At 45.4% G+C, this 20,194-nt stretch carries 19 protein-coding genes; 3 read left to right on the plus strand and 16 right to left on the minus strand.

Annotation, left to right across the window (positions count from 1 at the left end; genetic code table 11):
• A partial coding sequence (locus AC6R16_RS03805; RefSeq protein ID WP_500673659.1) for an IMP dehydrogenase occupies nt 1-337 on the minus strand: 337 nt, incomplete at its 3' end.
• A gap of 231 nt (nt 338-568) precedes the next feature.
• On the opposite strand from AC6R16_RS03805, the gene xseA reads away from it, so the two are divergent.
• Nucleotides 569-1,900: an exodeoxyribonuclease VII large subunit gene (gene xseA, locus AC6R16_RS03810; RefSeq protein ID WP_500673660.1), complete on the plus strand. Its 1,332-nt coding sequence runs from the start codon at nt 569-571 to the stop codon at nt 1,898-1,900.
• Nucleotides 1,901-1,936: 36 nt separating this feature from the next.
• Here xseA and AC6R16_RS03815 read toward each other — a convergent pair whose 3' ends face one another.
• From AC6R16_RS03815 to AC6R16_RS03880, 14 genes are all read right to left on the minus strand, one after another.
• On the minus strand, nt 1,937-2,158 hold the full coding sequence (locus AC6R16_RS03815; RefSeq protein WP_004746282.1) for a zinc ribbon domain-containing protein: 222 nt from the start codon (nt 2,156-2,158) through the stop codon (nt 1,937-1,939).
• A gap of 37 nt (nt 2,159-2,195) precedes the next feature.
• Nucleotides 2,196-3,224, minus strand: a complete 1,029-nt coding sequence (locus tag AC6R16_RS03820) for a sensor domain-containing diguanylate cyclase (protein WP_500639453.1) — start codon at nt 3,222-3,224, stop codon at nt 2,196-2,198.
• Nucleotides 3,225-3,542: 318 nt separating this feature from the next.
• Nucleotides 3,543-4,409: an alanyl-tRNA editing protein gene (locus tag AC6R16_RS03825; protein ID WP_500639452.1), complete on the minus strand. Its 867-nt coding sequence runs from the start codon at nt 4,407-4,409 to the stop codon at nt 3,543-3,545.
• A 161-nt stretch (nt 4,410-4,570) separates the two neighbouring features.
• Nucleotides 4,571-6,058, minus strand: coding sequence for a ribosome biogenesis GTPase Der (der, locus tag AC6R16_RS03830; protein ID WP_004746279.1), 1,488 nt, complete (start codon nt 6,056-6,058; stop codon nt 4,571-4,573).
• Nucleotides 6,059-6,225: 167 nt separating this feature from the next.
• Nucleotides 6,226-7,386, minus strand: coding sequence for an outer membrane protein assembly factor BamB (gene bamB / locus AC6R16_RS03835; RefSeq protein WP_239851015.1), 1,161 nt, complete (start codon nt 7,384-7,386; stop codon nt 6,226-6,228).
• 9 nt (nt 7,387-7,395) lie between these two features.
• Nucleotides 7,396-8,010, minus strand: coding sequence for a YfgM family protein (locus AC6R16_RS03840; RefSeq protein WP_004746277.1), 615 nt, complete (start codon nt 8,008-8,010; stop codon nt 7,396-7,398).
• 57 nt (nt 8,011-8,067) lie between these two features.
• The gene (gene hisS / locus AC6R16_RS03845; RefSeq protein ID WP_500673661.1) at nt 8,068-9,336 is read right to left on the minus strand and encodes a histidine--tRNA ligase; all 1,269 of its coding nucleotides are present in this window, start codon (nt 9,334-9,336) and stop codon (nt 8,068-8,070) included.
• Between the two features lie 48 nt (nt 9,337-9,384).
• Entirely contained in the window at nt 9,385-10,503 is a 1,119-nt protein-coding gene (gene ispG, locus AC6R16_RS03850) for a flavodoxin-dependent (E)-4-hydroxy-3-methylbut-2-enyl-diphosphate synthase (RefSeq protein WP_004746274.1), read from the minus strand.
• A gap of 9 nt (nt 10,504-10,512) precedes the next feature.
• Nucleotides 10,513-11,499, minus strand: coding sequence for a cytoskeleton protein RodZ (gene rodZ, locus AC6R16_RS03855; protein WP_500673662.1), 987 nt, complete (start codon nt 11,497-11,499; stop codon nt 10,513-10,515).
• Nucleotides 11,500-11,823: 324 nt separating this feature from the next.
• On the minus strand, nt 11,824-12,951 hold the full coding sequence (rlmN, locus tag AC6R16_RS03860; RefSeq protein ID WP_500639447.1) for a dual-specificity RNA methyltransferase RlmN: 1,128 nt from the start codon (nt 12,949-12,951) through the stop codon (nt 11,824-11,826).
• Between the two features lie 219 nt (nt 12,952-13,170).
• Nucleotides 13,171-13,602 carry a cysteine desulfurase sulfur acceptor subunit CsdE gene (csdE, locus tag AC6R16_RS03865; RefSeq protein ID WP_500673663.1) on the minus strand — a complete coding sequence of 144 codons (432 nt, stop codon included), beginning with the start codon at nt 13,600-13,602 and terminating at the stop codon, nt 13,171-13,173.
• An 18-nt stretch (nt 13,603-13,620) separates the two neighbouring features.
• Nucleotides 13,621-14,430 carry a tRNA cyclic N6-threonylcarbamoyladenosine(37) synthase TcdA gene (tcdA, locus tag AC6R16_RS03870; protein WP_500639445.1) on the minus strand — a complete coding sequence of 270 codons (810 nt, stop codon included), beginning with the start codon at nt 14,428-14,430 and terminating at the stop codon, nt 13,621-13,623.
• A gap of 73 nt (nt 14,431-14,503) precedes the next feature.
• Complete coding sequence (mltA, locus tag AC6R16_RS03875) at nt 14,504-15,607, minus strand: murein transglycosylase A (RefSeq protein WP_500673664.1); 1,104 nt, start codon at nt 15,605-15,607, stop codon at nt 14,504-14,506.
• Between the two features lie 69 nt (nt 15,608-15,676).
• Nucleotides 15,677-16,069, minus strand: a complete 393-nt coding sequence (locus tag AC6R16_RS03880) for a DUF2850 domain-containing protein (RefSeq protein ID WP_500639443.1) — start codon at nt 16,067-16,069, stop codon at nt 15,677-15,679.
• A 236-nt stretch (nt 16,070-16,305) separates the two neighbouring features.
• Between AC6R16_RS03880 and argA the strand changes: the two genes are divergently transcribed.
• Nucleotides 16,306-17,643, plus strand: a complete 1,338-nt coding sequence (gene argA / locus AC6R16_RS03885) for an amino-acid N-acetyltransferase (RefSeq protein WP_500673665.1) — start codon at nt 16,306-16,308, stop codon at nt 17,641-17,643.
• 206 nt (nt 17,644-17,849) lie between these two features.
• Complete coding sequence (locus AC6R16_RS03890) at nt 17,850-18,026, plus strand: hypothetical protein (RefSeq protein WP_004746266.1); 177 nt, start codon at nt 17,850-17,852, stop codon at nt 18,024-18,026.
• A gap of 26 nt (nt 18,027-18,052) precedes the next feature.
• On the opposite strand, the gene recD is transcribed toward AC6R16_RS03890, so the two are convergent.
• Entirely contained in the window at nt 18,053-20,194 is a 2,142-nt protein-coding gene (gene recD, locus AC6R16_RS03895; protein ID WP_500673666.1) for an exodeoxyribonuclease V subunit alpha, read from the minus strand.

The raw sequence follows: 20,194 nt of genomic DNA on the forward strand, positions 1-20,194 counted from the left end.
TAAGAGCAACCACATCAGCAATTGATGCATCAGGGCTAACTGTCACAGGGTGAGAAACCACACCTGCTTCGTAAATCTTAACCTGATGAACCATTTCTGCTTGCTGCTCAATCGACATGTTCTTGTGGATAAAGCCAATGCCACCCTCTTGCGCTAGTGCAATTGCTAGGCGCGCTTCAGTAACGGTGTCCATAGACGCCGAAATCATTGGGATGTTTAGGGTGATGTTCTTAGTTAGCTGAGTGCGAAGATCAGCTGTGTTTGGGAGAACAGTGGAGTGTGCTGGCACAAGTAGTACGTCATCGAATGTCAGCGCTTCTTTGGCAATTCTTAGCATTTGCAATATCTCACAATTAGAGGAGTAAAAAGAACAATCCAATCTCATCGTTTCGCATAATGAGGGCAGTAAGCGGAGATGCTTGGCTGCATTTGGATTAGATATTGCGGACGGATTATACGGCTAACGCAATCGCTTGACCACAAATTTTTTAATTTTTTTCTTGCATTTACCCCCTTGCTATGTATTATATTGCCGCTAATTTCCATACCCACGTCCACGGGATTAGCTGTGTCTTCTCTGACCAATCAAAACATCTTCACCGTTTCTCGTCTTAATGCTGAAGTCCGTCTGTTACTAGAAAATGAAATGGGCATTGTTTGGTTAGTAGGAGAAATCTCTAATTTCTCCGCGCCTGTTTCTGGGCACTGGTACCTCACTCTAAAAGACTCTCGCGCTCAAGTTAAATGTGCCATGTTTCGTGGTAACAATCGTCGCGTTACTTTCAAACCGCAAAACGGCAATCAAGTCTTAGTCAAAGCACGTTTATCTCTTTATGAGCCTCGCGGTGACTATCAGTTGATCATTGAAAGTATGCAGCCCGAAGGTGATGGCAGACTTCAACAGCAATTTGAAGAGCTGAAGATGAAACTGGCGGGGGAAGGTTTATTCGCTCAAACCAGTAAACAGCCGTTACCAGAGCACCCTAAGCGCGTCGGAGTTGTCACGTCAAAAACGGGCGCGGCTCTGTTCGATATCCTCGATGTACTTAAGCGTCGTGATCCTTCCCTTCCTGTGGTTGTTTATCCAACCATGGTTCAGGGAGAAGAAGCCGCTATCCAAATAGCACAAGCCATTGGCTGTGCAAATAGCCGCAATGAGTGTGACGTTTTAATTGTTGGACGTGGTGGTGGCTCACTGGAAGACTTGTGGTGTTTTAACAATGAAATACTGGCGCGCACCATTGCCGCGAGCCAAATCCCGATCATCAGCGCAGTCGGCCATGAAGTCGATGTGACGATTGCCGACTTTGTTGCGGATATGCGTGCTCCTACTCCATCAGCCGCAGCCGAATTAGTTAGTCGAGATAACAGTCACAAAGAGCAAGCGCTCACCACTCGCCAGCACAAACTGATTAGCTCAATGCGCTACTACTTGGCTGAGAAAAAAAGAACGACCACTTCTTTACTTCATCGCATCGAGCGCCACCATCCTAATTATCAACTGCAGCGTCAAAGCCAACAGTTAGACGACCTTGAGGCTAGATTGCACCGTGCTATGGGGCAATTTATCTCTCTGCGCAATCAGAAGATTGAACGTCAGCAGCACAAAATTCAGCTCAATTCTCCAATCAAACGACTAGCCGAGCAAAATGCTTCATTACAAAGACTGGAGCAAAAGCTATTGGATGCGATGGATCGAAAACTGCTCAATACTCGCCACCAACTTGCAATGGCAGCGGAAAAGCTTGAGACAGTAAGCCCACTAGCCACGCTCAAACGCGGTTATTCGATCACCCAGACCGAACAAGGTAAAGTAGTGACTCAATCCTCACAAGTAAAAACAGGTGACACTTTGGTCACCCGTCTTTCTGATGGCGAAGTTCGTTCAATCGTGAACTAGAGAACTAGAGAACTAGAGAACTAGAGAACTAGAGAACTAGCTTGGTTGAAACTCGAATCGAACACGAGATTTAGATTTCAGTTCATTGCAGTTATTGCAAAAGTAGTTCGCTGCTCCACATGCTTGGAGCTTTTCTAACTCGGCTTCACAATCAGGGCAAAAGCCCACCTTAATATAACTCTCATCACAAGCAGAACAGTGGTATTTGCCTGTCCACTCGAGTTCGTCTTCGCATACAGGGCAAATGTTATCGTTCATACGGGCACTCAACAATCTTTCACAACTTACATTCACTTTAATATTCTGCGGTAAGTTTGCCTTGATCTTTGTCATGCCTGCGCTGGTGTTTAACCTTATACATCTGCTGATCAGCAAGCTTTATCAAGCTTTGTAGTGATGTCACTCGGCTTACTTCGCATACGGCCTTACCCACACTCACTTTGATCGTTAAACCTTCTATTGGGGAGACATTCTTCAGCTGTTGATTAAACATTTCTTCGAGCTCTGTGAACACTTCTCTACTATTCGAGAAGGAAAACACAACAAACTCGTCTCCGCCATAGCGGCCTTTTAGACTGCAACCTTTAAAGGTTTGGTTAAGCAGCGCTCCAACTGTAGACAGTACTTTATCACCGACTTCATGACCAAAACGATCATTAATCAACTTAAACTGGTCTATATCGGCGAAGAAGCAAGAGACATACTGAAGATCGGTGTTTAAGCAATCAGCGACTTGGTCTAGCAATGCAGAGCGATTTAAGCACTTGGTTAGCGAATCATACCGCGCATGATAATAAAGCTGTTCTTCAAGCTGATATTTTTCCCAGGCAACCGCATACAATGAGGCTAACATCTCAAGTACTTCGAGCTCATGAGCCGCGGGAGCAGATGGTGTTGAGCTATAGATTGCAAATGTCCCCATTGCGGTGTCTTCGCTTGATAAGATAGGCACCGACCAGCAAGCTCTCAAATTGGCTTGAGCCGTTATTGAAAGAAATGGTGCCCAATTAGGGTGAAGGTTGATATCCTCGACGACCACTGTCTGCTTTAGATATGCAGCTGCACCACAAGAGCCAACATTAGCCCCTATTTCAACCCCTTCTATGGCATCGTTGTACAACTTTGGCAAACTAGGGGCATACTCTAAATATAGTTTCGCAGTGTTCTGTTCTAAACGAAGAATTGATGCTCTGCGCTCGCCAAACCAACTTTCAGAAAGATCGACAACTCTTCGATTGAGTTCTTCTTTTCCCATTCCTAAGGCTAGTTTTGCGAGCAGCTTATTTACTTCTCTGTGAGCTGTGAGAAGTTCAAGGTGACTCATAAGGCGACTACTTTATTTGTTTTAGTTTTTCACCTCGAACACTAGCATAAAGTTTGAGCTTTTTAGCCGATCTCTAGCTCATTAATAATCACGAGCAATTAATCTTTACTACCAAAACCGTTAAGATGATAAAAGATCCAAGTCTGATCGTCGGCAAAATCCAAAGTGATCAGCGATCTGCCCCAAAAAGAACATTTATATAACCACATACCGAAAGCATAAGTTACATGTGCTGCATTTGGATTTTAAAAAGCATAAAACTTCATGAATGCAACTTTAAATCCAACTTTTAGCATTTAATAAAAAGATCAGATTCCATTAAGCCGGTTTTACATTGGTGTGCATTTCAATATTTTGTTCATCGACACTACGTAAACTTACCTCAATAGCAAGATATTCATCCAGTGAGTTGGCATGTGTGCCGCCGCACGGAATGACTGCCACCACAGATTCATTTAAGTCACATTGCCAGTATCGAGAATCGGTCAAAGCCTCGCCATCACACTTAACTTTGATGTCAGAATTGAGCTCAAGCCACTTGATCAACTGCACGTTAACTAGCTGCTCAATGTGACTTAAATCCGAAAGCATATCAGCGCTATTTAAACCTCGTTTACGTAGTGTTTTCCCTAATCGATAGGTATCTAAGCACTTATCTGGGGTAACAAAGCTGGTCACTTGAGCATAACTGTTGAAATCATAGTTTCCGTGAGGGTCTTTGCGATCAGCATCTTTGCGCCAATAGCCTTGTTCGGTCAGGACCTTATTTAACGCAAGATAGGATAAGTGGCCTGCACTATGGCCTCGACTGAGTGCCAATTGGTAATCTTTATCAACAGATAAGTTCACGCTCTGCCCTGTGGTTAAATCAGAACAATCTGCTGATAAACAATGCACTGTGACAAACACCCATCCAGCTTCATCGCGTTTAACCGGAATCGCTTGTCCAACATAGAGTTCACCGCTTTCAGTATCGACAGCACCCACTTGGCAATCTTGTACAACATGACCATTCAGTGTGCCTTTATCTGCTGGGTGATCAGGCCAAATATGGCTCACTGGATGAAAAGGCGTGGTATCGGTTACGACATAAAAGTGCTCTTCGGTTAACTTGGTCAGTTGAATACTGGCTTCTAGCTGCCAAGTCTGATGACAGAATTGTGTAATGGTGGGTGTAATGTGCATCTTTCTATTCTTTCCATATCATACTAACCAGAATAAACATCTGGTCATTCTTGCTAGTGAACATCGCGGATCACCGATTCATTCCAACTGGTATAAAAAAAGCGCCGAGATTATCAGGCGCTTTTGTCGAAATTAGTCGTTTCTACCGTTAGGAAGCAGAGTTACTTCTTACGATTTTTCATCATGCTCATTAGGCGTTTACGTTTGCGCTCTTGAGACATAGTCATTTTGTTCGATTTACCCTCAAATGGGTTATCGCTGCTTTGGAACTGGATACGAATCGGTGTACCCATGATTTCCAATGACTTACGGTAGTAGTTCATCAGATAACGTTTGTACGAATCTGGTAGTTCATTTACTTGGTTACCGTGAATCACAACGATCGGTGGGTTGTAACCACCAGCGTGCGCGTATTTGAGTTTAACACGACGACCGCGCACTAGTGGCGGTTGGTGATCATCAGTTGCCATTTTCATGATACGCGTCAGCACAGAAGTCCCTACACGAGTTGTCGCTGATTTGTATGCCTCTTGAACAGACTCAAATAAGTGACCAACACCTGTACCGTGAAGTGCAGAGATAAAGTGAATTCGAGCAAAGTCGACGAAACCTAAGCGACGATCAAGCTCTTTCTTAACGTGCTCTTTTACGTCCATATCCAGACCGTCCCACTTGTTCACTGCAAGCACAATTGAACGACCAGCGTTAAGTGCAAAGCCAAGTAGACTTAGATCTTGATCTGAGATGTTTTCACGAGCATCGATAACCAGTAGAACTACGTTAGCGTCTTCCACAGCCTTCAACGTTTTAACTACAGAGAACTTTTCAACAGTTTCGTTGATACGCTTACGACGACGTACACCCGCTGTATCGATAAGAACGTATTCACGACCATCACGCTCCATAGGAATGTAGATAGAGTCACGAGTCGTGCCTGGCATATCGTAAACCACCACGCGCTCTTCACCGAGAATACGGTTAGTCAGGGTAGATTTACCTACGTTAGGACGACCAATAATCGCCAGTTTGATCGGCTGATCTTGTAGACGTTTGAACTCTTCTTCCGCTTCTTCTTCGGTGTAGTCGAGTTTCTCTTCTTCTTCGTCAACGAATTCAGTTAAGTCTTCGATTTCACCTTGCGCTTCTTCCGCCATTTTTTCAGCAAATGGATTCAGAGCTCGGTCGATCAGTGCACCAACACCACGGCCATGAGCAGCAGCAATCTGGTACATGTTTTCAACACCCAATTGCCAGAAGTCAGCAGATGCAGCGTCAGCATCAATACCATCAACCTTGTTCACCACAAGCATTGAAGGTTTTTCAATTTTGCGTAGGTGATTAGAAATCGCAATATCAGACGGCGTAAGACCAGCACGGCCATCGACCATAAACAGCACGACATCAGCTTCGTCAATAGCTGCCAATGACTGTTCAGCCATTTTAGTTTCAACGCCTTCTTCCGTACCATCGATACCGCCGGTATCAATCACGATAAATTCATGCTCACCAAGCTTCGCTTGGCCATATTTACGGTCACGAGTTAAGCCAGGGAAATCCGCAACCAACGCGTCGCGAGTACGAGTCAATCGGTTAAACAACGTTGATTTACCAACGTTTGGACGCCCTACCAGAGCAACAACAGGTACCATAACAACCTCTACAATATTCTTTTCTTTATGTAGTTATAGGTAACAACTCGGCAGAGTCCACATTTTGAGCGCTTTACCTATAACCACATGTAACTATGGGTTCTAAAACAAACAAACGGCTCCCAACTGTTACCAGCTAGGAGCCGAATGTGAATTATATCACACGATTACTCGTTGATCGTCAGTTTCTTTACATCGCCATTGCGAGTCATCAGCACGTAGCCACCAGGCACTGCAATCGGTGCTACAGCAAAGCCAGTACTGTTCACTTGCTGCATTGAAACAAATTCGCCACTGCTGCGATCGATCCAGTACAAATAGCCTTCGCTATCTCCAACCACAACGTACTCATCAATCATTACTGGCGCTGTCAGTAGTCGGTGCTCAAGCTGGTCATTGGTCCACAGCTCAGTACCACTTCGAGCGTCAACAGCAACAAGATGATCTTTTTCTGTCACTAAGTACAGACGACTGCCGTCGCTAGCAAGATCGGTCGCTGAAGAGTAACTACGTTTCCAAGCTGGTTTGCCAGAACGCAGGTCAATTGCTGTTAGCTGTCCGTTGTAACCTACGATATAGAGAGAACTACCCAAAATCAGCGGTGCTGCATCGACATCAACTAGGCGATCAATCTCAGTGGCGCCTTGTGGCATACCGATTGGTTGTTGCCAAATGAGCTGTCCACGCTCAACAATCGCTGCCGCTAGTCGACCGTTTGCCGTGCCCCAGAAAACACCACCAGAAGCAGTAACAGGTGTACTATTACCACGCAAAGTTAGGTTTGGCACTTCCGTACTGATGGTCCATTTAGTTTCGCCAGTCTCTTGGTCTAGCGCCACTAACATACCGCTGTTGGTGTGAACAATGACAAAGTTGTTGTCTGTTGCTGGTGCCGTTAGCACTTCGCCGTCAACCTCGACTTGCCAATTCACTTCACCAGTTTCTTCATTGAAGGCGATCACTTGGCCGTTTTCGCTACCAATAAAGATTTGGCTGTAACCTGCAGTAATACCACCCGCTAGACGAGCAGACACATCCGCTTCAATCTCGGTTTCCCACAAGGTTTTACCATTTTCGGGATCCAAAGCTTTAACGACACCGTCACGGCTTGCGACAAAAACTTTGCCATAAGCGTACTCAGGAGTGAGCTTAGAGTAGTATTGACCAACACCATTACCGACAGAAGTGCTCCATTGGCTTGACGGAGTGAACTCACTGTCAACTTGCGGTACAGGTGACATAATGATGGTATCTTCTTCGCCGGCACAGCCCGCAAGAACACCAACGAACATCGCCGTTGTGAGTGCTTTTTTCAGCATATTCTTCATGCGACGCCCTTACTTGGCTAGATCATCCAGTTTCATCTGTAGAGTCTGGCTCGCATCACCTGACTGCTGTGCTTCGGTGTATGCTGCATACGCCGCTTGTGCATCACCTTTACGCAGAAGGATGTCACCTTTTAGCTCGGCAACACGACCAGCCCAGCTTTCGTCTGTAATGTTAGCCAGCTGAGCAACAGCTGCATCAAATTCGCCTTGCTCCGCTTTAACACGTGCCAAACGGTAATCAAGTACCGCAGAAACCGCTGCATCTTTCGTTGCTGACTTAGCCCACTCTAGTTGAGCCAAAGCTTCATCAAGGTTACCGGCTTCAACTTGGACTTTGGCCAATTGCAGCGCGGCTAACACTGAGTATTCAGTTTCTTTGTTTGCATCGATGAAAGCTTGAATATCGCCTTCTGCAGATGCGCCTTTTTCAGCGAGTGCTTGAACCGCTTTAGTGTAGCTTTCAGACGCCGCTTCTTGAGCCGCAGTCACTGAATCTTGGTAATAACGCCAGCCAAACAGACCGCCTAGACCAACGACAGCACCTAAAATCACTGCTTTGCCGTTCTCTTTCCACCAATCTTTGATCGCTTCTACTTGTTGTTCTTCAGTATCGTAGAGTTCCACTTCCTGTCCTCTTACATCAAAATGGCAGCCGAAACTGCCACTCAAAATTCATTAATATTAAACGAGCTCTGCTAGCTTAGCGATAACATCTGCTTGGCTCAGCGTATCTTGAGTACCGCCAATCAGATCCTTCAATACCACTGTGTTGTCAGCGACTTCGTTTTCACCAAGTACTAGAGCCACAGCTGCGCCTACTTTGTCTGCGCGCTTGAACTGCTTCTTAAAGTTACCACCACCGAAGTGACTCATAACACGTAGTCCAGGGACTTGTTCACGTAGTGTCTCTGCTAGCTTCATACCCGCGAGCATTGTGCCTTCGCCTGCCGTTACCATGTAAACATCAACACTACGACGAACTTCTGTTAGCTCAAGAGTTTCTAGCATAAGAACCAGACGCTCAAGACCCATCGCAAAGCCCACTGCTGGTGTAGCTTTACCGCCTAGCTGTTCGACTAGACCATCGTAACGACCACCACCACATACGGTGCCTTGAGCACCTAAGCTTTCAGTAATCCACTCAAATACAGTACGGTTGTAGTAATCCAGACCACGAACTAAACGCTCGTTAACTGTGTATTCGATACCTGCCGCGTCAAGAAGTTCACAAAGACCTGCAAAATGTTGCTTTGACTCTTCGCCAAGGTAATCAGATAAACGTGGTGCATCACCTAGAATCGCTTGTACATCTGGGTTCTTAGTATCCAGTACACGCAGCGGGTTAGTGTGCATACGACGTTTACAATCATCATCCAGAATATCAATGTGCTGCTCTAGGAAGGCAATCAGTGCAGTACGGTAATTCGCACGGTCTTCCAGTGAACCAATTGAGTTCAGCTCTAGACGAACGTGCTTATCAATACCAAGTTCACGCCATAGACGAGCCGTCATCATGATAAGTTCTGCATCAACATCTGGGCCATCGAGACCAAATACCTCAACACCACATTGGTGGAACTGACGGTAGCGACCTTTTTGCGGACGCTCGTGGCGGAACATTGGACCCATGTACCATAGGCGCTGTTCATCACGGTTGATCAGGCTGTTTTCAATACAAGAACGTACACAGCCAGCCGTGCCTTCTGGACGAAGGGTTAAGCTGTCGCCGTTACGGTCTTCAAAAGTGTACATCTCTTTTTCAACCACGTCGGTCACTTCACCGATAGCGCGACTGAATAGATGAGTCATCTCAACGATTGGCATGCGCACTTCGTTGTAACCGTAGGCGCTGATTACGTTCTTCACTGTGTTTTCAAGTTTCTGCCACAGTGGTGATTGAGTTGGAAGGCAGTCGTTCATGCCTCGAATTGCTTGGATTTTCTTTGCCACAGTTATCTACCGTAAAAAATAGTTACCGTAATTTGGGTTACGTTGAGATTAATCTTGTACTTTAACGTCGATGCGGTTTGCTTCGTCTAATGTTGAAGCTTTTGCACGAATTTTAGCTTCTAGCTGGTCAACAAGGTCGTTATTGTCAAAACGCTCTTTCTGACGTTTACCGTCTTCGTAGAATGCGCTCTTCTTGTTACTTCCTGCTAAGCCTAAATGAGACACTTCTGCTTCACCCGGACCATTGACCACACAGCCGATAATGGACACATCCATTGGTGTAATCACGTCTTCTAAACGCTGCTCCAGTGCATTCACTGTACCAATCACATCAAATTCTTGGCGCGAACAGCTTGGGCAAGCAATAAAGTTAATACCGCGAGAGCGAATACGTAACGACTTTAGGATATCAAAACCGACTTTGATCTCTTCAACTGGATCCGCCGCAAGAGAGATACGCAGCGTGTCGCCAATCCCTTCTGCCAACAACATCCCGAGACCAACTGAAGATTTCACTGCGCCAGCTCGTGCGCCGCCTGCTTCAGTAATACCTAAGTGAAGCGGCTGATCGATCTTCTTCGCTAGTAAACGATAGGAATCGACAGCAAGGAAAACATCTGAGGCTTTCACACTTACTTTAAATTGGTCGAAGTTAAGTCGATCAAGAATATCGACATGACGCATCGCAGACTCCACCAACGCCTCTGGAGTTGGTTCGCCGTATTTCATCTGAATGTCTTTCTCTAACGAGCCACCATTCACACCAATACGAATCGGAATGTTTTTGTCGCGTGCGCAGTCAACCACTGAGCGGATACGGTCTTCATTACCGATATTGCCAGGGTTGATGCGTAAACAGTCCACACCGTACTCTGCCACTTTTAGCGCGATACGATAGTCAAAATGAATATCCGCTACGAGAGGGATATTGACTTGCTGTTTAATTTGCTTGAATGCCTCTGCTGCATCCATAGTTGGTACCGATACGCGAACGATATCAGCACCGACATTTTCCAGTGATTTAATTTGAGCAACAGTCGCTTCAACGTCTGTTGTTCTAGTATTAGTCATCGACTGCACAGCAATCGGTGCGCCGTCACCAATAGGTACGTCGCCCACATAGATACGAGTCGATGGGCGACGTTTGATAGGAGATTCGTATTGCATAGTAATTTTTTAAGGTAAGTTGAATCTTGCTACTTTGCCTGAAGTATACCCAGAAAGGTCGACAGGTTCACTCGCTAATGTCATTGAAACGTTTTCAGGTGCACCTAAAATGACACTATAAGGCAAATTGCCGCTTAAATTGAGGCTCTGTCCTGCTTTCTTCACTCCAGTAGAAAGGGTTTTTCCTGAAGCGTCTTTGACTTGAATCCAGCAGTCATCGCTGAATGACATAACCAACAGGTTTTCAGATGCGGCAGGCTGTTCAGCTTTTGGTGCCTCAGCTACAGCTGTCGGTTCTACTTGCTCTTCACTAACGCTTGGTTGCTGCGGCGGGGTCTCTGGTAACTCCTGAGACTCTGCAACAATTTCGGTTTCTACCACATCAGAAGACGTGCTTTGTGCGCTTGGCTGATTCACAACTGAATCAACAGCTTGAATGGCGTCTTCGCCAGACTGTGGCTCTATCTCGGTACCAGCCTCTGTAAGAGTTGTAAAGTCCAGAGGCTGATTCTCTGTCGGCTGTTCTTCTAACAGCAGCTCTTGATCCGTTTCTGTCGTTAGTGACTCCATGCTTTTTTCTTGGTTTTGCCACCACCAAACGGATGAAATGCCTAACACGACAATTACGATGCCCATCGTTAGAGTCATTATGCGGCTATCATGAGCTTCACGCTTGGTTTTATGCGAGAAGCTTTTCATTTCTTGCTCTTCAGGTTGAGTCTCTTTACAACTGTCAAGCGCACACAACACTTCTGATTCAGCTATCCCAACCGCTCGAGCATAAGAGCGTAAGTAACCACGGGTGAATGTAGCAACCTGATCAGAGGCAAAGTTATTGGCTTCGATGTTTTCGATGATAGAGAGACGCAAACGCAAACGATCGGCAATTTGCTTTTGACTCAGGCCAAGAGACTCACGTTTATTTTTAAGCAGAGTCCCTGCTTCTACTTTTTCTACGTTCTCGTCGCTCGCTTGAAGTTGTTGTTCAGCTGTCATGATTCTAAAAATTCTCTTCTCGTTTAAGTTTCGTCATATCGCCGCTTAATTATTTATTTTTCGTTGCGCGCAAATAACCAAACTCTGAATTATGTCGAGGATTAACCTCAATTACTCTAAATTAACGCCCCACTCAATAGACAGGGGAATTTACCCCGAAAGCGTTAACCTTCAATTCTAATAGATATCATAGATGAAACAACACAAACAAAGCGCATAATTTACAAGCAGCTCAAGGTTTTTCGTTATTTTGACAGAGAGATCGCTACCAGATGTAACAAAAAAGCCAGAGCTAGGCTCTGGCTTTGGCAAATTTAGCACGCTTTATGAAACTGCTTTAACTTGGATTGTTTCACCTTTGGCCGCTTTAATGGTCGCCGTACGTTTAGTACGGTCGATCACGTCGCCAACTAGCTGACCACATGCTGCATCGATATCATCACCACGAGTTTTACGCACTGTTACCGTGTGCTCATATTGCATCAAGGTCTTCTGGAAGCGGTCGATACGAGAGTTGCTTGGCTTCTTGTATGGCGATCCAGGGTACGGGTTAAACGGAATCAAGTTGATCTTACAAGGCGTGTCTTTTAACAGCTCAGCAAGCTCACGTGCGTGGTCCATATCATCATTGACATGGTCAAGCAGAACATACTCGACCGTTACCTTGCCGCGGTTTGCGTTAGAAGACTGAATATAACGACGAACTGATGCTAAGAAATCTTCTATATCCCAACGATCATTGATTGGCATAATTTCACTACGCAGCTTATCGTTAGGCGCATGCAATGAGATTGCCAGTGCAACGTCAATCTTACCAGTCATCTGATCAAGACCAGAGACGACACCAGATGTTGATACCGTCACACGGCGCTTTGACAAACCAAAACCTAGATCATCAAGCATTAGCTCAAGCGCAGGAATAAGGTTCTTCATGTTAAGCAGCGGCTCACCCATCCCCATCATTACTACGTTAGTAATTGGACGACGGCCCGTCTCTTTTTCTAAACCGATCTCACGCGCAGCACGCCATACTTGACCAATAATTTCAGAGACTTTTAGATTGCGGTTGAAGCCTTGTTGAGCAGTTGAGCAGAATTTACACTCTAGCGCACAACCTACTTGTGAAGAAACACACAAGGTAGCTCGGTCATCTTCTGGGATATACACCGTTTCTACGTCTTGGTCGCCAACCTTCATTGCCCACTTAATCGTACCATCTGACGAGTGCTGAGCTTCCGCTACGGTTGGTGCTTTAATTTCACAACGATGTTGCAGCTTTTCACGTAACTTCTTATTAATGTTGGTCATATTATCGAAGTTATCGACACCGAAATGGTAGATCCACTTCATCACCTGATCTGCACGGAATGCTTTTTCACCAAGCTCATCGGCAAAAAACTTACGCAAACCTTGACGATCAAAGTCGAGTAGATTGATTTTTTCAGTGGTCATGTGGCCTCTCAAGCGACGGAACATTAATTAAGGGCGCGAATTGTACAGCCTTTACGCAGCGACAACAAGACCTGTAAAGCCCTGTATTTACTAAGGCGTTAATATCAAAGCGGTTATTTATTAACCAGGCCTATAAGAGAGCATATAAATGGTGGAAAGATTCCCGATAGCGCTTATTTTTCGCTCTCGGGAATAGCAAACTAGTCAAAGATGGTTAGCTTACTCAGCCGTCGTTTGCTTAATTTGCTCAACAATTGCTTTTAAGCCATTGCCTCGCGAAGGACTCAAATGAGCAATCAAACCCAGCTTGTCAAAATAAGCATCAATATCGAAAGATTGAATCTGTTGTGAAGATTTACCATCAAAGGCTGCCATCACTAAAGCAATCAGACCACGCACAATACGTGCGTCAGAATCAGCACAGAAATGCCATAATCCATCTGACTTTTGACTGACTAGCCATACCGTGCTTTCACAACCTGAGACCGTCACTTGTTCAGACTTTAATTCTTCAGGCATCTTCGGCAGTTTTTTACCCCATTGGATAACCTGACGATAGCGATCTTCCCAGCCTTTGAAACCTTGCATGGCTTGGGCAATTTCTTCGGCAGTAATTTCAGTGCCAAACGGCGATTGAGGAAACGGTGACATTCTTTTCTCTAACCTAATTTACTTGCTGTACTTCTGGATAAGCTTTTCAACAATACGTGATACCGCCACAAAACCAAAGGTCGCTGTTACTACGGTAGCCGCACCAAAACCACTGGCACAATCCATACGTTTTGGCCCTTCAGCGGTTGATTTGACTCCACACACGCTGCCATCCGGCTGAGGGTATTTCAGTTGTTCTGTGGAAAAGACACACTCAATTCCGAACTTGCGCGCCGGATTGGTTGGAAAGTTATGATGACGACGTAGCGTATCTTTGATCTTCTTCGCTAGTGGGTCTTGGATCGTCTTTGTCAGGTCTGCGACTTTAATTTGCGTTGGGTCAACCTGACCACCAGCCCCGCCCGTCGTAATGACTTTGATTTTGTTGCTGCGACAGTAAGCAAGTAGTGACGCTTTTGCTTTGACACTATCAATGGCATCCAGCACATAGTCGTATTCTTTGCTTAAATACTCATGCTGGTTATCTGGTGTAATGAAATCATCGATAAGATTAACTTTACACTCAGGGTTAATCAGCTTAACCCTTTCCGCCATCACTTCGATCTTGCTCTGACCAACCGTTCCGCTCATTGCGTGAATCTGACGGTTTATATTCGTCACACACACATCATCCATATCGATCAGGGTTAGCTCACCGATTCCCGTTCTTGCCAGAGCCTCAACGGCCCACGAGCCAACACCACCAATACCAATAACGCAGACATGCGCAGCGCGTAAAATCTCAACTTCACTGTTACCGTAAAGACGGCGTGTGCCACCAAAACGTTGGTTGTAATTTTCAGAAGCAGGAGTGTCGAGTTCACGCATATGGGTTTTCCGCAGGGTACAAAAACAAAGAGTGCGATTTATACGCACTCTTAATTAAAAAGTCTAGATGAAGCTATTGTAGCTTTTCTGGAGGCAATGCCCAAGGCGCTTGTGTCGCACTTCCTTCGAGCCCCAATTTCCAGACTCGACCGAAATGTTTGTAATGACCAGCTTCTGTGCCTGCTCGCGGCCCCATACCATGGTAAAGGTCGAGATGGTTCTGTTTTACAGCGCCGCCAGTATCGAGCACTATCAATAGACGCAGCTGATGCGCACCACTCCATGAACCATCAGGATTAAGCAGTGGTACTTCAGCAAGGATTGGTGTCCCCATTGGGAATATCGAGCGATCGCCTGCGACAGATGCCATAGGTAAAAGTGGAATACCGGCCGAGCCAGTTACTGGCGCGTCAGCACGAGGCTCAAAGAAAACAAAAGAAGGATTCTGTTCAAGAAGCTCACGTACGGTCGCTTCATCATTTTCCATTACCCATTCTTTGATCGCTTTCATCGACATTTTTGCTCTAGGCACTAAGTCTCTTTCTATTAACACCTTACCGATGCTGACATACGCCTTGTTGTTTTTGCCTCCGTAGGCGAAGTACTCCAAAGTATCGTCATCTTCGAAATGGACAAAACCACTACCCTGAACTTCCATCAAAAACGGGTCGATCCTATTTGATGCGTAACCTAGCTCCAGACCTTGACCTTCTAGCGTACCATCATAGATTTGAGCTCGGGTCGGGCAATCGCTATCACACTCAGGTTTGGCATAAACTGGGTATTTAAATTTTTCATTGGGTTCATGGCGCAGTTCCATCACCGGAGAAAAGTAGCCGGTAAATAAAACATTACCTTGTTTGTCGCCACCACCCAGTTGAGCCGCTTGAATGCCAAAGCTGGCTAAGTCGGTTGGTTCACCGCTTTGTAATACCCATTCATTTAACTTGTCATATAGGGGCTGATAGATCTTTGCCATCGACGGAGAGTTATCAACGACTTGTTCAGCCTGACGATGAAACTCGGTAAAATCGCGCGGTTTGGTCGATTCGACAACTGAAGATTTATTCAAAATTGAATTGAATTCATCATCGACATATTGCTGAGCGCGGTCAGTAGGTTGAGCACAGCCAAACAAGACGCTGGCGGCTGCGAGAGGAAGATATTTTTTAAACACTGATTTTATCCCTAACAAGCTATGCCATGAGCATGACAAACTTGTTAGGAATTCGCAATCGAGTCATCGTTAATGAATGTTATTTTTAACTTTTTCTGACAATCGATACACGGGTTGGTAGTTGGGCTCTGACACTAACTGCAGCTCGGTAAATTCCTCATTGAGCGCTTTAAACTTACGTACCTTATCGCCAAGGCGATACTCCAAATGGGAGCCGTCCCAACTATACTGAGTATCAACAATACCACCGTTGATCGAAATACCCGACGAGCTAACAACGAACTCTTCCGCCGCATAAGATGCGACGTTTTGCTCAACCCAGGTGCCATAAACATTCGATTTAGGGTAGATCTTTTCCAAATAAAGCTGATACAAACTGCTCGCCATCATTATGGCTAAAACCGCCGCAATGATTGCACCTAACACTATCGATCGCTCAAGAAGTTTTTTCTTACCGCTCACTTTCTTTATCACCAATGCATTACTGATAACATCACCATTAAGTGTTAACCAAAAATGTGTTTACCGCGAATTACAAAACCATTTTGACGCGCTCAATGACTCCAAGTCTCAAAGTCGAAATTCGCTCGTTACACCGAAAGCATAAAGAAGCACTGCATCACATTGAAAAAACGCTTGCTGAATAACGAATAAAATTGCAATATCAGTGTATATAAATTCAATTCACGGAAGATATTGTGAAGATTCGAAGCACTGCCCTAGTCAAAGGGTTTAGACAATCAGCTCCTTACGTCAACGCTCACCGAGATAAAACCATAGTTATTATGCTGGGTGGAGAAGCCGTGGCTGACGGCAATTTTTCGAATATTATCAGTGATCTGGCTCTATTGCATAGCTTGGGAGTCAAAATTGTTCTCGTTCATGGAGCACGACCACAAATTAATCACCTTCTTCAGCAAAATCAGTATGATAGCCCATACCACAAAGGAATCCGCGTTACGGATGAGACATCCCTTAATTACGTCATGCAAGCTGCCGGGCAATTACAGCTGACCATCACTGCCCAGCTGTCGATGAGCTTAAGCAATACGCCTATGGCTGGAACTCAGTTAAATGTCGTCAGCGGCAACTTCATTACCTCTCAACCTCTCGGGGTAGATGATGGCATCGACTATTGTCACAGTGGCAGGATTCGACGCATCGATGTTGAAGGGATCAATCGCATGTTGGATCAGGGTTCAATTGTTCTCCTTGGCCCGATAGCGAGTTCTGTTACTGGAGAGTCGTTTAATCTACTTTCCGAAGAAGTGGCTACTCAGGTCGCCATTAAGCTCAATGCAGACAAACTAATCGGCTTTTGTTCCGAGCAAGGCATCATCGACGAAAATGGTGACGTCGTTGCTGAACTGTTCCCAAAAGATGCGGAAAGAATTTTATCCAGACTTGAAACAGACCGAATCGAAGGCGTTGATAACTCCTCAGGCACACTAAGGTTCTTGCGTGCAGCGACTGCGGCATGCCGCGCTGGAGTTCCTCGCAGCCACCTAGTGAGCTATAAAGTTGATGGTGCTCTGATTCAAGAACTGTTTTCACTCGATGGTATCGGGACCCAAGTGGTGAAAGCCAGTGCTGAGCAAGTTCGCGTTGCCGACATTGATGATATTGGTGGCATCTTAGATCTGATTCAGCCATTAGAAGAACAAGGCGTGCTAGTTAGGCGCTCACGTGAACAACTGGAGCAAGAGCTGCATCAATTCACCATCATAGAAAAAGATGGACTGATCATTGGCTGCGCTGCTCTGTATCCTTATCCAGATGAAAAGATGGCAGAGATGGCCTGTGTTGCGATTCATCCTGAGTATCGTGACGGCAACAGAGGCTTACTGCTGCTTAACCATATGCGCTTACAATCTAAGGCTCAGGGTATTGAACACATCTTTGTTTTAACCACTCATAGCCTCCACTGGTTTAGAGAGCAAGGTTTCCATGAAATGGGGGTCGATTTCTTACCTTCCCAGAAGCAAAACTTATACAATTATCAACGAAAATCGAAGATCTTGGCGCTTCTTCTCTAAGCGATTGTAATTCTTACACTTGCGATCAAATTGCTTATTTTTCTTACACTATAAGCTTTATTTCATATTTCCAATTGGTTAATATTTCAGCTCCTCACCTCTAGTGAGGAGCTAGATAGGATTCACTTCTCTACTTAACTTTTTACTCAGTTGAGTCGCAAGGATTGCTTGAGGTTACTGACTACGTCACTAAGAGCAAACTATCGATGAAGAAAATTATCTGTAACTCTGTACAGAGTTTTTGGGATATGGCTGATAATGAACTACTAGAAGATCTAGACGTTCATTGTGTCTTCCCAGTGACAGAAGGCTTAAAGGCGTTCATTCTGAACTATCAGAAAAAGTACCGCATTCGCAGTATCTCTTTCTCTAAAGCACTTTAATCGTTTAATACGGTAGCCACGGATGGTTATCCCCTTCGCTGCAACCTATGTATCAATCCACTCGCTCGCTCAGTTCGAACTTTAATTCCACGCTTCATCACTCGCTCATCAATATATAAACTCAAGCGTTTCTTCGCCCGAGTTATCCCTGTGTAGATCAACTCGCGTGTCAGAATCGGCGTAAAGTCTGGTGGTAAAATCATCAGCGTATGCTCAAATTCGCTCCCCTGGGATTTATGAATCGTCATCGCATAAGCGGTTTCGTGTTCTGGTACACGGCTTGGCAACACTGACTTGACGCTGCCATCTGGCAGTTCGAAGAAGACCTTCAATCTTGACTCGCTTTCCGAGTCATCCAGCATGCAAATGCCGATATCACCGTTATACAAACCTAGTGCATGGTCATTTCTCGCCACCATCACAGGTCTACCGTGATACCAAAGCTCGTCTTGGGTTTGAATCAACTTTTTAGCCGCCAGTGCACGTTCAATACGCTGATTAAGCCCAGTAACACCAAAGTCACCCTCACGAATAGCGCACAACAAACGACAACGCGCAAACTGATCCAATACCGCTTTGGCCCGCTTCGCCATGGTTTCGACTTCGCCTGTTGCAGAATCAAGTTGCTGCACATCAATTCGCTTAAGGTAATGGCTATATTCAGCTAGCAAAGTCTGCACCATTTGATTGTAGTGCTGGCTATCGATCGGAAACTTAGCGATATCAGAGAAATCTTTCTGCCAAACCCAATCAACTTTTTGCGCTGAACCAGCGTTAATGGCTTGAGCTAATTGACCGATCCCAGAGCGAGCATCAAATCGATAGCTCTTCTTCAGCATACATAAGCTATCAGCAATAGAGGGCTGCATGTTCGTCGTGTGAGCCAGTGTTTCAAAACCAGTTAAGCGAGCAATTTGAGCCGCTTGACCATGACTAAAACCTAGCTGGCTGAAAGAACAAATGTCCCCCAGCACCGCCCCCGCTTCTACTGACGCCAACTGGTCTTTGTCACCCAGCAGAATCAATCTGGCATGCTTAGGTAACGCATCGACCAATTTATACATCATAGGCAAATCGACCATAGAAGCTTCATCGACCACCAGCATATCTAGGTGGAGTGGATTATCTCTGTTGTGTCGAAACTCTGAGCTGTTAGGCAATGCACCGAGCAAGCGATGTAATGTACTGGCATCAGTTGGAATAGCCTGTTTTAGTTCAGGCGCTACAGGTAACTCTGCCACGGCTTTACCAATCGACTCAGTTAATCTTGCTGCCGCTTTGCCCGTCGGTGCGACCAACTTAATCGTTGGCTGCTCAGCTTGAGCGTTTTGTTGCGATGAGCTTTGAGCTTGCTCAATCAAAGCGGCAAGTAGCTTGGTTACGGTGGTCGTTTTACCTGTTCCCGGACCACCAGAGATCACGGCAAACCTTTTACTCAGTGCAACCGCAGCTGCGACTTTCTGCCAATTCACACACGCAGATAAAGGAACTAACTCGTCCAGCACCGAAAGTTGCTCAATGTTTTTAGCGGCTAGGAGCTTTTGGTCTATGGTAGGCCAATCCAATTTATCCTCTGCCACGACGTCTAGATGGTCACAAACCATACGCTGACGCATCACAGGGGTAGAGTCACCTTCTTGCTGAGATTTATTAATTGCTTCAAATAGATAGCGATAGTTTCGAGCAAATAGATGATCAAGAAGATTGGAAAGTTTTTGGACTTCATTAGGCTTTAGGATCATAGGTGACCCAAAGCTATTCAAACACTCAGCCAAGGTCACTTCATAGTGCCAATAGCGGTGTAAATAGAGTCGCTCGCCATCAAATATCAGCGGTAGAGCCTCCCCCTCGTCGGCTGAGTTTTTGGCAACCAAACAAGAGCTATTGAGCAAGAATACCCAGTCAATCGCCACCAGCGTTTGATTTAACTCTAACGCTGCTTCGCCAAACAATCCCAGCTTAGCAGCGAGATCGACAGGCTGCCCTTCTGCATCAAACAGCGGTAGACAAATATGGCCTTTGCCAAGTTCGTGGCTGACGACTCCTGCAATAAAAGCGAGCTGATCATCCTGAGACTGGCTAGCGATAAAGCGGGCAAACTGATAATCAAGTTGTCTGATGCTGGATTTGTTTGCCAGTTGTTTAAGCACGGAAATAAGAGTGGTCAT

Source organism: Vibrio sp. R10-SG3-ISO10 (assembly GCF_059834185.1).